11 protein-coding genes are annotated in these 14,769 nt (G+C 59.0%); 7 read left to right on the top strand and 4 right to left on the bottom strand.

From position 1 onward, the window contains the following. Positions 1 to 48: 48 nt before the first annotated feature. Genes LOY50_RS12400 through LOY50_RS12390 form a run of 3 tightly spaced genes read right to left on the bottom strand, consistent with a single transcriptional unit; the run spans position 49 to position 2,643 of the window. Positions 49 to 798 carry an ABC transporter permease gene (locus tag LOY50_RS12400; RefSeq protein ID WP_053179194.1) on the bottom strand — a complete coding sequence of 250 codons (750 nt, stop codon included), beginning with the start codon at positions 796 to 798 and terminating at the stop codon, positions 49 to 51. Between the two features lie 7 nt (positions 799 to 805). Beyond that, entirely contained in the window at positions 806 to 1,807 is a 1,002-nt protein-coding gene (locus tag LOY50_RS12395; RefSeq protein ID WP_253473960.1) for an ABC transporter substrate-binding protein, read from the bottom strand. Next, the gene (locus LOY50_RS12390) at positions 1,804 to 2,643 is read right to left on the bottom strand and encodes an ABC transporter ATP-binding protein (protein WP_253473957.1); all 840 of its coding nucleotides are present in this window, start codon (positions 2,641 to 2,643) and stop codon (positions 1,804 to 1,806) included. The genes LOY50_RS12395 and LOY50_RS12390 overlap by 4 nt, the downstream gene beginning before the upstream one ends. A gap of 134 nt (positions 2,644 to 2,777) precedes the next feature. Here LOY50_RS12390 and LOY50_RS12385 point away from each other — a divergent pair, with 134 nt between their 5' ends. After that, positions 2,778 to 3,521, top strand: coding sequence for a GntR family transcriptional regulator (locus LOY50_RS12385; RefSeq protein WP_253473954.1), 744 nt, complete (start codon positions 2,778 to 2,780; stop codon positions 3,519 to 3,521). Positions 3,522 to 3,912: 391 nt separating this feature from the next. Here the strand turns inward: LOY50_RS12385 and LOY50_RS12375 are convergent, their stop codons facing one another. Then, the gene (locus LOY50_RS12375; RefSeq protein WP_253473951.1) at positions 3,913 to 4,509 is read right to left on the bottom strand and encodes a TetR/AcrR family transcriptional regulator; all 597 of its coding nucleotides are present in this window, start codon (positions 4,507 to 4,509) and stop codon (positions 3,913 to 3,915) included. A gap of 510 nt (positions 4,510 to 5,019) precedes the next feature. Here LOY50_RS12375 and LOY50_RS12370 point away from each other — a divergent pair. The 6 genes from LOY50_RS12370 (at position 5,020) to LOY50_RS12345 (ending at position 14,719) form a co-directional block, all read left to right on the top strand. Beyond that, on the top strand, positions 5,020 to 6,033 hold the full coding sequence (locus tag LOY50_RS12370) for an SDR family oxidoreductase (protein ID WP_258690992.1): 1,014 nt from the start codon (positions 5,020 to 5,022) through the stop codon (positions 6,031 to 6,033). A gap of 81 nt (positions 6,034 to 6,114) precedes the next feature. Next, entirely contained in the window at positions 6,115 to 7,635 is a 1,521-nt protein-coding gene (locus LOY50_RS12365) for a class I adenylate-forming enzyme family protein (RefSeq protein ID WP_258690991.1), read from the top strand. Next, positions 7,625 to 8,236 (top strand): HAD-IB family hydrolase, encoded by a 612-nt coding sequence (locus LOY50_RS12360; protein WP_018603840.1) that lies wholly within the window; start codon positions 7,625 to 7,627, stop codon positions 8,234 to 8,236. Before LOY50_RS12365 ends, LOY50_RS12360 begins: the two co-directional genes overlap by 11 nt. A 3-nt stretch (positions 8,237 to 8,239) precedes the next feature. Next, positions 8,240 to 10,003, top strand: a complete 1,764-nt coding sequence (locus LOY50_RS12355) for an FAD-dependent monooxygenase (protein WP_253473945.1) — start codon at positions 8,240 to 8,242, stop codon at positions 10,001 to 10,003. Positions 10,004 to 10,121: 118 nt separating this feature from the next. Beyond that, positions 10,122 to 11,222, top strand: coding sequence for a phosphopantetheine-binding protein (locus LOY50_RS12350; RefSeq protein ID WP_258690990.1), 1,101 nt, complete (start codon positions 10,122 to 10,124; stop codon positions 11,220 to 11,222). Positions 11,223 to 11,299: 77 nt separating this feature from the next. Continuing rightward, positions 11,300 to 14,719 carry a beta-ketoacyl synthase N-terminal-like domain-containing protein gene (locus LOY50_RS12345; protein WP_258690989.1) on the top strand — a complete coding sequence of 1,140 codons (3,420 nt, stop codon included), beginning with the start codon at positions 11,300 to 11,302 and terminating at the stop codon, positions 14,717 to 14,719. The last annotated feature ends 50 nt before the right edge of the window (positions 14,720 to 14,769 follow it).

The following is a 14,769-nucleotide window of genomic DNA, read 5'->3' as shown; positions in this document are numbered from 1 at the left end:
GTGGTCCACTGAAGGTTTGAAAGGGGGACGAAGACAAGCAGGCAGCGCTTATTGCACGCGCCATTTCTGGTAGTGACGCTCGATGCGCCGGAATACAAAGCTCTCCATCAGCCAGGCAATCAGGCCGATCACGACAATGCCCAGCAGCACCTGGCTGCTGTTGCCGATCTGGCCGCCCGTGGAGACCATCCAGCCGATGCCCTGGGAGGCGCCGATCATTTCCGCCGCGACCAGTGCCCGCCAGCCCTGGCTGAAGCCAATGCGCAAGGCGGCGGTCACGAACGGCAACGAGGCCGGCAGGTAGACGTGGGCCAACAGTTGCCAGGCGTTGGCACCCAAGGTGCGTGCCGCGCGGACTTCACCGCCGCGAATACTCTGCACGCCCTCCTGGATGGTCACCGCCATGGGGAACATCGCAGCAATGAAAATCACCAGCACGATGGACACATAACCCAGGCCGAAAATGATCATGATCAGCGGCGCCCAGGCAATCGGCGGGATGGCCATGAACAGGCTGTTGAGCGGCGAGATAAAGTCGCGAAAACGCGAGGACAGGCCAGCGCCAGTGCCCAGGGCAATCGCAACGATCACCGCCGCGCAAAAGCCGCCCACCTCTTCAAGCACACTGGCCTGCAGGTGCTGCCACAGCGAACGGTCGCCCAGCCAGCGCACCGCCTCGCGGGCAACGTCCCAGGGCTGCGGCAGGATGTAGGTGGGAAAGCGGCTCGCCAGGGCGATCCAGATCAACAGCAGGAATGGCAGCGACGCCCATCCCCAATTCGGTTTTGGCAAGGACATGACGGACTCAGTGCGCGGCTTTTTCCAGGTAGGAGGTATCCACGATCTGATCAGTCTTGAGCGTGGTCTCGATAAAGCCCAGGTCGTGGGAGTAATCCATCAGACGTTGGATGAACTGGATGTCCGACGCCTGCAAATCCGCCGACCAGCCCAGCCGGGTACGGGCCTGGGCGACGATGGCGTCCGGGGCGATGGTCTTGCCGTCAGTGCCTTGCACCGCTTCAAGCTTGAAGGCCTCGGCGATGAGCCGGTTGGACTCGGCGGGATGCTCATTGAGGAAGGCGATGGCCTTGCGATGGGCCCGCAGCAGCTTCACCACATCATCCGGGCGCTCCTGCAAGGTTTTCGGCAGGGCGATCACCACGTACCACGGGTACTGGGGCAGCGCCTGGTTGACGTCCAGCAGGATCCGGCTCGAGCCACGCAACACCGATTGGCTGACGAAGGGCTCCCAGGAAAATGCCGCGTCGACGACACCGCGTTCCAGGGCCGCGTTCATGTTGCCCGGCGGCATGTCGATGATGTCCAGGTCCTTGTCAGGATCGAGCCCGGCCTTCTCCTTCAGGACATAACCGCGCAGCAGCACATCCATGCCGCTGCCCTTCTTGACCCCGGCCAGTTTCTTCCCCTTGAGCGCATCCAGGCTGGTGATCGGACTCTTGGCGTCGACAATCACTGCAGCCTGACCGTAGTTGACCTTCGCCAGGATCCGGCTTTGCAGACCGCGGGAAAACCACTGGTACACCGGCGGCGTACCGACGTAGGCCACATCCAGTTCACCGGCGGCCAGTGCCTGCTGGATCACCGGGCCATCGCCCAACGCCTTGAGGTCGATGTTCAAGCCTTCCTCGCGGTAGTAACCCTGTTTGTCGGCGATCAGCGCCGGGGCGTTGGCCATGGCGAAGACGTACCCCACACGCAAGGGTTTCTCCTCGCCCGCCACGGTGAATGCGCTGCCTGCCAACGTGGCAGCAGACAATGTAAAGGCAAGCAGCGAACGTTTGATCATGCTGTCAGCTCAAGTCGAGGGGTGGGGTGAGCAATGGCCTGGGACGCGTCCATCACCTGGGCAATGCGCGTCATCAGTTCATTGCGGTAATCCAGGAAGGCCGGCAGGCGGCGGGTTTGCAGGTTGCTGCGGGGGCGCGGCAGGTGGATCTCCAGCTCGCTATGAATACCGCCCGGCGCGATGTTGAGCACAACGACCCGATCGGCCAGGAACACCGCTTCGTCGATGTCGTGGGTGATGAACAACACCGTCTGGCCCAGTTCGGCCCAGATGCGCAACGTCTCTTCGTTCATGCTGTTGCGGCTGATCGCATCGAGCGCGGCGAACGGTTCGTCCATCAGCAACACGCTAGGCTCCAGTGCCAGGGTCCTGGCCAGGGAAACGCGCTGTTGCATGCCGCCGGACAGCTGGTGCGGCAGCCGATGCGCCGCATTCTCCAGACCGACCAGGCGCAGGTACTGCAACGCCTGGGCGCGCTGCTGGGATGCGTCGGTGCGGGCACTCATCCGCAGACCGAAACGGACGTTTTCCAACGCGCTCAACCAGGGAAACAGTTGCGGTGCCTGGAACACATAGCCCAATTCCGAACGCTCCGGACGTACCGCTGTCTGGTTGATCGTGATACGGCCGCTTTGCGGTTGCACGAACCCCGACAACAAGTTCAGCAAGGTGGTTTTGCCACAACCCGATGGCCCCAGGATCGCGACGAACTCGCCAGGCTTGGCATTCAGGCTGAAAGCGAAAAACACGGGGTGCCCATTGGGGTAACTGAAGCTGATGTCATCGACCCTCAGGGCATCGGCTTGCGGCTGTGCGTAAGGAAAGGTTTTGAGCATGGCAAGTGTCGTCAGGTCGTTTACAATGGGAATGCCTGACATAATACGTATTAATACAAGTAGTCCCAATAACCTATTTTTATAACCTTAGAAGTGAAGGCACCCTGCCCCGCTCAAGGCCATGGAAGCTGACTGTGTCCACGTCCATTCTTCGCGACAGCACCACCTCGCTCTACGAACAGATCGCTCATCAGTTGTTGGAGGAAATCCAACGTGGCGACTACGAACCCAGCGGCAAGCTGCCGTCCGAGGCACAGTTGGGCGAACGGTTCGGGGTGAGCCGCGTCACGGTTCGCCTGGCGGTGGGCAAGCTCAGCGACGACGGCGTGGTGGAGCGCAAACAAGGCAAAGGCACCTTCGTGGCGGCCAAGCAGGTACGCCACGGCCTGGATGCGTTGCGCAGTTTTCATGAGGCGTTGTTGCTGCAAGGGCTGCAACCGAGCATGCAGGTGGTCAGCCATGCCCTGCAGCCCGTTCCAGAGACCCTGCGGGGTTTGTTTGAGGAAGCAGACGACTGCCTGCTCCTGGAGCGGCTGCACTTCGTCGATGACGAACCCATCGCGTTGGGACGCAGCCACTTACCGGCAGCGCTGGCCAGCGTGGCCTGGGCTGAAGTCGAACATCAGCCGATCTACTCCATTCTCGAGTCGATCACCGGCCTGGCGGTCACCCGTGCCGACCTGGCGATCCGTGCGCAGGAAGCCGACAAAAGCCTGGCCAGTGCGTTGCAGGTCAAACGCGGCGCCGCGCTGCTGGTCATGGAGCGCACGTCCTATTTTGCCGACGGCCGCTGCTGCGACCGCACGACGTTTTTCATCCGCCCGGAACGCTATGCCTTCATTCTCAGCGGTGTTTTCAAATCGAATCCGAGCAGTTAAAAAAATCAGGTTTGGCCCTAACCCAACATCGCTGCCAGCTGGACCACCGCAATCGCGAGCAGGCTCGCTCCCACAGGGGATCCGGGGTGTTTATGAACATTGAATTCAGCGCTGGACCATTGTGGGAGCGAGCTTGCTCGCGATGACGGTGGCACAGTCAATATTGATGCAAGCTGACCCACCGCTTTCGCGAGCAAGCTCGCTCCCACAGGGGATCTGGGGGGGGGTTATGAACGTTGCATTCAGCGCTGGACCATTGTGGGAGCGAGCTTGCTCGCGATGACGGTTGTACGGTCAATATCGATTCATGGGACCGTCGATCCAGGCAGCGGTATTAGCGAACCAGATGCTGGACACCCGTCGCGGGCCTATCAGCAAGGAGAGCGGAGGACTACAGGGGTTCTGCAGTCTGGATGAGCGAGTTCAACACCAGCTTGATTTCAATAGCCGGGTCTTTATGCCCTTGCAATATCAGGCCTTCCGCCAGGGCGGTGAAGGTCTTGGCAAGCGCGGCGTAGGCCAGCGGCGGCTTCTTGCCAGCGTGATTGAATATGATGGTAATCAACTTGCCCAAGGCCTCGCTGTTTTCCTCATGCAAGTCGTAGTAATGCGGCGAGAATTCTTCATCGCGCAAGGCGATCAATTGCAACTCGGCATCGAGGATCGCACAGCGGGTATTGTTCTTCAGCGTATCGATATAGGCATTCAAGCCGTGGCTCAACTGCTCCGCCGAATATCCCGATGCCAGGGTCGTACTCAGTCGGTCGATCTCAACTCGCTTGAAGCGTTGAGTCAATTGCAGCAGCAAGTCCGATTTACTTGAAAAATTTGAGAAAAAGGCGCCTTTGGAAAAGCCCGCCTCTTCGGCGATAACGTTGACGCTGGCGGCATGAAAGCCCTTTCGGATCATCAGCTCAGTGGCTGTGTCGAACAATTTGTCTCTTGTTACTTGCTGGCTCTCTTCTCGACCTAGTCTCTTTTTAATCACGCCCTCGGCTCCTTTGGCCAAACAAGATAGCTATGTGTAACTGAATGCAACGAATCGATTACTCACTGTACGGAACCCGTTTTCGCCATCATATCTTATACGCGCCCTGTTCAATCATTTACATTTTAACTTTCAAAAAATGCCATGTATGTGCCATGTAGTTGGAACAGCCGCAAAGGCACCCTAGATGGGCTGCCGGCCACAGTTTTTGCCGGGACAGGAGTGAATCACAGTCTTCGTTTCGCTCTCTTTGATGAGTCCTTGCCGTCCCTTTGAGCGGCCAAACCGGAAATTTTCCTGCCCTCGACCATGCACCGGAGCCTGAAAAAACGTGCGCGAAGCCCGATTCAGAGCCATCAGCTCGTCGATCCGACGAAATACCACTTGATTTTCAGATACCGAATGGTTTTTACTTGCGCCGTTGGTGGAGCCCAACGCCTGATCAGCGCATCGAGTCAGTGACACCACTCTCGATGCAATGCCAGGTCACCTCACAGGAGCGGGATTTTAATGGAATATGCCTTCGTTACAGGCGCTACTGGCCTGCTCGGGAATAATGTCGTTCGTGCGCTGTTAAAGCGGAACATCAAAGTAAAAGCGTTGGTTCGTTCCGTAGAGAAAGCCAGGAAACAGTTCGGCAGCCTGCCCGTGGAGTTTGTCGAAGGCGACATGCTCAACGTCGAGGCCTTCGCCCACGCCCTGCAAGGCTGTGATGCCCTGTTTCATACGGCGGCCTATTTCCGCGACAGTTACAAAGGCGGGAAACATTGGCAAAAACTGTATGACACCAACGTGACCGGCACCGAGCGCTTGTTGCAAGCCGCTTATGACGCCGGTATCCGTCGTGCAGTCCACACCTCTTCCATTGCCGTATTGAAGGGCAATCGGGATCAAGTAATCGATGAAACCATGTCTCGCAGTGAACTGGAGGCTGACGATTACTACTTGAGCAAAATATTGTCCGAACAGAAGGTCCAGCAATTCCTGGCCCAGCACCCGGACATGTTTATCGCCATGGTCCTGCCCGGGTGGATGTTCGGCCCCGGCGATATCGGCCCTACTTCCTCAGGACAGTTCCTGCTCGACTTTGTCGGACAAAAATTGCCCGGTGTACTTCCCGGCAGCTTTTCCGTTGTCGATGCCCGGGATGTGGCCGAGCATCAAATCGCAGCCATCACCCGTGGCAGGTCCGGCGAGCGCTACCTGGCGGCCGGCAATCACATGGACATGAAGAGCATTTTCCAGGCGCTGTCCAGCGTCAGTGGCATAAAAGCCCCAGAGCGAAAAGTGCCTCTGTTCATGCTGCGAGTCATCGCGCTTATCTATGAAGGTTACTACCGGATCACCAAAAAACCGGTGCTCATCAGTACCTCCACGGTCAAGCTCATGGAGCAGGAACAAGGCCGTACTCATTTCAGCCATAACAAAAGTTCACGGGAGTTGGAGTGCAAGTTCCGCCCTGTTGCTGAAACCCTGACCGATACCCTGGACTGGTATCGGATTAACAACTACACAGATGCTTAATTGAAACAATTCATATATAGCCTGCCTCTGTAGTACTTTTTTTGACTAGCCATACATCCAAGGATTGAGAGAGGTTGGTAAATGAAAAGCCTTTCATATAAAGAAGGTTTTCTGCATCGTTTTGTCGGTTTTTCGGAATCGTTCCCCGAGCAAGTTGCTATTCGGCATCTGGACACGGAAGAAGATACCGTTACTTACCGAGAGTTGCACATCAAGGCTGAACAATGCAATGGCGCTCTTACAGCGCTTGGTGTATTGCCTGGCGACAAAGTAGCGCTGGTGCTGCCCAATGGGGTGGCATTCATCGCTTACTACTTGGCGATCATCGGGCGAGGTGCCATTCCGGTCATCCTCAACTACAAGTTGACCCCCTTCGAAATGGCCAATGTCGTCAGCCTCGCCAGGCCGACGCTCGTGGTCACGACCGAAGCGCTATGGGTGCAACACAGTGAGGTATTCCAGGCTGACAACGGTGTCAGGCACTCCCTGGTGCTGGACGGTGGGAGCGAGCCGTCATCGTCCCTGCCCGCCAACGCAACGACCCTCTCTCAACTGCCTTGCCAGATCGAACCCTTGGTGTTGCCCGAGGGCAATCCGATCGTCTCGGTACAATTCACCTATCGTGGCATCGGCCGGCCCCTGGCGGTTTCCCACCGTTATCTCGACCTGACGCAATCAAGCGACGGGCTGCATGAGCACTTTCATCTGCAAGGCGTTGGATCCGTTCATCTGGTGACGCTGCCGCTGTATGCCATCTTCGGCCTGTCCGTGATGATGGTGTTTCCCTTGAGCATTGGCGCCACCCTGCTGATGACCAACACCCTGCTCAATCGAGACCTGGCTGAAGTCCTGTCCGAGCATCAGGTCACCTTCGCCTGCCTGGTGCCCGACGTCATTCGCTACTTCAATACACGCCTGGCCAAGCGCAAAGGCGCGCTGTTGCCGCTGCACCCGCAACTGATGATTTACTCGGGTGGCAGCCATCTGCCGGCCGATGAAGCCGAGAAACTGGGGAGGTTGCTGGGCTGCAATCCGGTGCTGCAGGGCTATGGATTGACCGAAAGCATGCCCGTGATCGTCCAGAGTTCGATTGGCACGGTCCACCGTGGCGCCATGGGCCAGCCGATCAGCGGTGTGGAACTGCGCATCGTCGATGCCCAGGGCCAGGACGTAGCGCCTGGGCGTATCGGCGAATTGCTGATACGCGGCTCGATGGTGATCGACGGCTATAACGATGCCGAGGACACCAATGCGCGGTTCTTCCGCGATGGCTGGTTCCACAGCGGTGACCTGGTCTGGCAGGACGACGATGGGCATGTGTTTTTCTATTGCCAACGCCTGCGAATTTCGAAGATCAAGGCGCAGATGGTCGACCTGGTGGAAATCGAATCCGTCGCCCTCAAGCACCCCGACGTGGTGCGCGCCAAGGCTTATATCGTCCCGGACCACAAGGAAGTCAACGTGCTGCACCTGTGCGTCGAAGGGACCGGTGAGCTGACCCAGAACGCGCTGTCCACCCTGCTTTCGCGCTACTTATCGGGCTTCAAGCTGCCCAAGACCATCGAGATTACTTCTCTCAAGGAAAAGGCACATGCACGCTAATAGCACACAACCGGTCCTGGCCGTTTTCGACTTCGACGGCACATTGACCGACCGGCACACGTTCTGGCGCTACATGCGCTATATCGTGGGCACCCGCTCGTTCTGGCTGCGGATCATTCCCCTGCTGCCCAAGATGCTCAGCGTGATCGTCGGCATCACCCCGCTGATGCAAGCACGGCTGGCGTTCATTGCCTGCTACCTGGGCGGCCTGTCGGTGGAGCAAGAGCGCGAGCACGCCAAGTATTTCATCAGCGAGCTGCTGCCGCTCTGGCTCAGGCCCGAGGCGATGCGGCGGCTGCAATGGCATCAGTCCATGGGGCACGTCACCGCACTGGTGAGCAATTCGCCGGAGAACTACCTGATCCCCTGGGGCCAGGCCGCAGGTTTTGACTATGTGTGCGGCACACGCCTGGCAACGGCAAAGAACAAGCTGACCGGCGGAATATCCGGTACCAACTGTGTAGAGCGAGAGAAAGTCACGCGGCTCAAGGGCTGCTTGAGCAACCTTGATGATTTTTACATTTATGCCTACGGCGATTCATCAGGCGACGATGCCCTGCTCAGCATTGCCAACTCTCCCTTCTACAGAAACTGGTACTGATCGATGAACACTCTGAGCACGTTGGCCCCCAAGCATTTCAAGCGACCTGGCAGCGCCCCGACCGTCATGATCGTCGGTGCCGGCCCTGTTGGCCTGTCCCTGGCAATCCTGTTGAAGAAATGGGGCGTGTCGTTCCGCATCATTGAAAGGAACGCTGGTCCCTCGACGGCGACCAAGGCGATGGCCATCCATTCCCGGACCCTGGAAATCTTTCGGGACCTGGGCGTTGCCGAGCAAGCCATCAGCGACGGCTTCACGATCAACCAGTTTTCGGTGCAATCGAATGCCAAGCGGGTACTGAACTACAACTTCTCCTACCTGGACGCGCCCTATCCCCTGCTGCTGAGCCTGCCACAGCCGCAAACGGAGAAAATTCTCCTGGAGCGGCTCAAGGCGCTGGGTGCCGAGGTGGAGTGGAATACCGAACTGGTGGACATCGAAAACCTGCCGGGCTCGGTGAGCATGACGCTCAAGCATGCCGACGGCACCGACGAACACTTCACCAGTCGTTGGGTGGCCGCGTGCGACGGTGCTCGCAGCAACATCAGAAAACGCCTGGACATGACCTTCGAAGGCTCGTCCTACGACCGCTTCTTCATGCTCGCCGATGCCGATATCGAGTGGTCCGGAAGCAAGGATGAGGGCGCATTCTTCCTGGGTGCGCAGGACGGTTATGTAGCCGTTGCACCGATCAGTGCTCAATCGCGTTATCGGTTGTTCATCGAAATGCCCTACAACCTGCCGCCAGAAGGCGAGCGCCCATCCTTGAGCCTGGAAAACTTCCAGCGCTTGTGCGAAGGGCGCGGGCAAAAGATGACGCTGTCCAACATTTCATCGACCACCATCGCCTCCTTCCAGCATCGCCGCGTGCAATCGATGCAACAAGGCTCCGTGTTTCTGCTGGGGGACTCGGCGCATATCGGCAGCCCCATCGGTGGCCAATGGATGAACCTGGGGGTTTCCGAGGCCTACAACCTGGCCTGGAAAATGGCCTATGTCGATCAGGGCCTGGCGAATCCGTCCTTGCTCGACAGCTACAACGAAGAGCGCTACCCGGTTGCCCTGGAAGTCGAGAACACCGCACACCGGCTGACGGGGCTGATTACAGTCCAGCGTCGCGCCCTGGTGTGGCTTCGCGACAACGTCCTGCCGCTGTTGAGCAACCGCAAAAAGGCCCAGCGCAAACTGCCATCGATGATTTCCGGTCATCAATATCACTATGAGAAAAGTGACTACATTCAAGAATCGCTGACGAAGAAGCAGCGCAAGAACTGGAGCAAGAAAGGGAAAAAACCCGAGTTCCAGACCGCACCGCCTCGCGCCGGGCAACTGGCGCCCGATGTCGAACTGTGGCAACTGCAAGGGATGCCAGCAAAACGCTTGATCGACTTGTTCCACGGGACATTCACGCTGTTGATTTTCAGCGCGGCCGATCAGTTTTCGCCGTTGTTGCCAGGCTACTACACGCTGGCCAAGTCGGTGGAAAAGGACTACCCAGGCATCAAGGCCTACTGCGTGATCGACGCCCTGAGCAGCGCCGGCCTGCCGGCTTGGCACTCGACGTTGCTGGACCCCGATTGGCGACTGCATAAGCGTTATCACGCCAAGGAAGGCACGATGATGCTGATTCGCCCTGACGGCTATATCGCTTTCCTCGGCGCCGATGCAATAACGCTGATGACGTATCTGAATGTAAGGTCCGGGTTACTCAAGGGCGCCAGAAAAACAATGTCTTGCGAGACCGAAGCAGTGGAACTCCAACTTTAAGTCGCTCCATGGCTACTGCCAGTTTGATGATTTGATATAAACAAGGCCCTGCCCTGGGCCATGATTTTTGATCTTTCTTACTTAAAGAAATGTCGACCGACTTGGTTAGGAGAACTTTATGCGCTTGCAACTTAACGATGTTGTACAGGAATTCATTGTGTCCAATGGGAGAATAGCCCATAGCTATTTCTCTCTTTCCGAAAAGATTATTGATTCACTGTGCGAATCCAATATCGCCAAAGAGTCGATATTACTGCGACTCCTGGAACAGGCTGAAACGGTCACTGCGCATTATTTCAATGCTCATCAACAAGTCCTTGAAGGCGTTTATGCCAATGGGACCGAAGCTGCCGTCAACAAGAGTGTTCCCGTGCTGGAACCGGTTCATTCGAACCCGACCATACTGGCGTCGACGCCTGTCGTCGAAGCCGCCGCAGCCGTCGAAGAGACAAATGCACTCAGCTACGGGCAATGGTTGCGTGCGGAAATCAGCAAGGTCACCGGCTTCCAGGCACAACAGATCGACTTCGATCAGAGCTTCGAGAGCCTGGGGATCGATTCGCTGGGGCTGGTCGATATTTTCGAATCCCTGGCCCAGCACTTCCCGGAAAAGAAAGACCTGACCTCGCAGCTCTTCGATGCCCCTACCCCAACCGCTTTGCTGGCGCGGCTTGAAGCCGATCCGCAGGCGCCAGCGGTGGACGTCCAAGCGTGGGTATTCGAGCAATTGGCGACCATCACCGGCTTTACGGTCGAGCAGATCGACCCGACACAAAGCTATGAAAGCCTGGGCCTGGATTCGCTGGTGCAGCTGGACTTCCTGGAGTCGGTAGTCGCCATGTGGCCTCAGCTCAAGGCCCACAGTTCCGAACTGGCCAACGCCAAGTTCCCGCAGGCAACCATCGCCCTGATTCAAGCCGCCCTGGCCGATCCCCAGCCGCAGGCGGTGCCTGGCGACGAGCCTTCACCGGCCACGACGGACACTCAAGGGCAGGAAGAAAACCTGCTGCTCAACGCCCTGTCTCCGTTGATCCCGGACACCGCGCAGTCAATCGATATCCAGACGCCATTCGCACAACTGGGCCTCAACGGCTTTGCCCGCGAGGCGCTCTGCCAATCCATGGCGCAACAGTGCTCTGCCAGCGAGTTTGCCGGTGAAGCGCTGATGTCCCGTCGCACGCCCCAAGATGCCCTGTCGTTGCTCGCCAGGCTGAGCTGACCGGTAACGAGCGACAGGAATGGAATCCGGGTGATCGAACAGGTCACCCAGCTTTTTTGCGATCAGGGAGACAGGGTATGAGTGGCGCAGTAACAACAACGGGCGATTTTTGCTTCAGCGCGATGGCGGGCGAGTTTCCGGGGGCGCCGTCCACGGATGCGCTTTGGCAGTTGCTCTCGCAAGGACAGATCGCACCGATCGAATCCATGCCGGCACGCTGGGAACTGGACAAGGCGTCGATCTATTCAAGCACGACCGGGGAAAAGGATCGCATCTACCTGGACAGCGCTTTTTGTCTGACCGACGACGCCTCGACCCCATCACGGCACGAAGGACGACAGGTCGCCATCGGCAAGAAAGTGCTCCAGGCGCTGCTCACCCAACTCGCTGGACAAGGCTCGGCGCTGAACAGGGAGCGCACCGCGCTGGTGGTCGCGACCTCCTGGAGTGACGAGAGCTATTTCGTCACCGGCATGTCCGGAAAAACCGACACACCGCAGGGTTTTACACCGGGCGAACAAGTAGCGGAACTGGCGGCGGCCTTTGCCTTGGGCGGGCCGGCGTTATCAGTAGACACCGCGTGCAGTTCGTTCCCCTATGCCCTGGATATGGCCCAGGCGCTGGTCAACAGTGGCCAGGCGGACAACGCGATTGTCATGGCCCTCAACACCGTGCTGCCACCCGCGCTGTTCCTGGGTTTCTCGCAATTGACGGCTTTTTCCGCCCGCGCGCGGATGGAAGCGTTCGGCCAGGACGCCGACGGCATCGTGCCGGGCGAATGTGCGGTGGCCTTTCTGGTCGAACCGGTTGCCCAGGCCCTGACGGCGCAGCGCCGTCCCCTGGGCGTGCTGCGCGCCTTGGGCATGTCCGCCGACGGCGCCGAAGGCTCGGTGTTCGCGCCAGGCAAACAGGCCCAGTACTCGGCCTACCAACGTGCCTATCGCGGCCTCGATCCACGCGATGTGGACTACATCGAGACCCACGGCACCGGTACACCGCTGGGGGACGCAACGGAGCTGGCCTCGCTGAACAGCTTCTTTGCCCCCCATCGTCCGGACGGCAAGAAAATCACCATCGGTTCGATCAAGTCGGTCATCGGCCATCCCCTGGCCGCTGCCGGTGGTGCTTCGCTCGCCAAGGCGTTGATGATACTGCGCCATAAAGGCATCCCCCCGCAGCCCGGTTACAGCCCCAGCACGAAGGTCGACGAGACCTGCCTGCGACTCGCCACCCAGCAGGTACACCCGCTGGAGCAGCGTCAGTCTGCAATCCGCATTGGCATCTCCAGCTTTGGTTTCGGCGGCGCCAACGCGCACCTGGTGGTGGACGAATACATTCCCGCCGACCGCCCTGCCACGCCCCCGGCGAGCGCCAGTGGCGTGGTCATGCTCGACCTTGCCATTGTCGAGGCTGAAGCAGCGCTGGGCAGCCACCGTTCCTTGCAGTCATTCCAGCAGCAACTCGATCAACCCGCCGCCCCCTCGGTCATGTTCCCTTATGGGCGCTTCGTTGATTACACCCCGGCGCCCGGCCAACCGTTGCTGGGCAAATTCCTCGCACAAGACCACGTCATCGATATCGATGGCTTTGGCATGGGTCCCAAGCCATTGGCTCATGTCGACCCGTTCAAGCTGTTGATCACCGATCGCGTCAATCATCTGCTGCGACGCTTGCCAGGCGTGGCCGGTTCGCCCGGCACAGCGATGGTCATGTGCTGCAACATGGGCGGCGAGCGCTTCAGCAATGCCTACAGCAGCGCCCACACCTTCTACTCCCGGGCGCAAGGTACGGCACCGGGCGTCGAGGTGACGGACGTGGCAACCATGCTGCCGAACATGTTGTCCGGCTACCCGGCGCAGATTTTTGACTTCAAGGGTTTCCATCAGACCCTGGTCGGCACGGCCGGACTGTTCTGGCAAACCTTGCTGGCCTCGCCGCAATGGTTCAACGACGGCATCACCACGCTGCTGCTCGGCGCAGGGCGTTTTGTCAGCGGTGAAATCGAGGTCGAGCGCGCCCGGAGCAGCACAATCACGCAAGGTGAAGGACTGGGGCTGATCGCGCTGCGTCGCTATCAACCGGATGCCGCTGACAAACCCTTGCTGGTGATCCGCGCGGCGGTCCTCGCCCACGCTGCCGGCTCGTTGGAAGAAGCTTGCCAACGGCTGGGCAAAGCGCCGAGCGACTATTCGAACGTTGACGTCTGTGAGTTGCAGCCTGCTGCGACGCCTGCCAGCGGATCACTGCAGGAGATGACCGGCTTCCTGGCTGAAGCCAGTGGCATCGAGACCCTGTTGGCGGTGATGTTGAAGGGCGCGACCCATTCAGTGATCGAGGTGCGCGACGCCGGCAAGACGGTGATGTGGCTGTTTACCGAAAAGCTTCGCCAATGGAGCCCGGCGGCGGCCGAAGCCAGCTCGCCCATCAAGCATCCCTTCATGTTGCGCTTTGCCCATTCGTCATCCCACGAACTGCAGCAGGTCATCACGCCAGCCCGGCCTGTCAGCGTGGTTCGCGAACCGCAGAACGATGGCGTCGACGTGCAGCAACTCAGCGACATGCTCACCAGCACCTTGCTCTCCGGGCTTCGCGTGCGAGTTCGCGCCATGGAAAGCCTGTTCGCCCTGCACCGTGGCGACACAACCCAGCGCCCGACGCACTGGCAGCGCAGCGCGGAACATATCGTGATCGCCAACGCCCAGCGCAGCCCACAGTCGCTGTACGCCCAGCTCGTGGTGGATGAAGCGCACCCGTACTTCTTCGATCATCCCCTGGATCACGTCCCGGGCATTTTGCTGCTCGAGGGCGTGCTGCAACTGATCGAACTGGCGATGCCGCCTCTGAGCGGACGGGTCGCCTACATCAAGAGCCTGACGATCAAGTTCCAGCAATACGTGCAGAAGCAGGGCGTGATCGATCTGCATGTAGAGCAAGGCCAGGATCACCAGGTGTTCAATGCCAAGGTCATGCAAGGTGGAAAAGTGATGTGCACCTGCGTCCTGGGGATGGGCTACAGCTCGGCGTTCGAGACATTGCCAGCCAGCGAATTCACCGCCACGCCCTGCCGTAACAAGGCCCTGTTGCACAAGGCCAGGGAGGAGAACGTCATCGTCAGCGAGATGAGCAGCGTCGCCCAGGGCCTGAGCGTGGACACGTTGAAACTGCCGCAGGAACACTTCTTCCAGGCCGGTGATCCCGAGCACTATTCGATGGTGTATTTCCTCGAAGTCGCTCGCCAGTGCTACATGCAGATCGCCCACAGCCATCTGCGGATTCCACTCAATACCCCGATGAATCTGCTGGCCTTGAGCTTCACCCTGGATCGCCCCATCCCCAGGAACAGCCCGCTGTCATTGGCGCCGCAAGCCGGCTTTGATGCGGCGCTCCAGGCCTTCAAGACCAACCGCATCTATATCGACCTGTTCAACCGGGGCGAAAAAATCGGTCAAGCGAGCATTACCGCCCAGGTGCTGAGTCAATCCGCACCGGCGGCCTGAGCATTGAATGGATCTGCCCTCCAGCATGACCGTGCCCCCCACAACCAAGG

It is taken from the genome of Pseudomonas sp. B21-010, from assembly GCF_024749325.1.
GTDB lineage: Bacteria > Pseudomonadota > Gammaproteobacteria > Pseudomonadales > Pseudomonadaceae > Aquipseudomonas > Aquipseudomonas kilonensis.
This window is presented reverse-complemented; position numbering and strand designations above follow the sequence as displayed.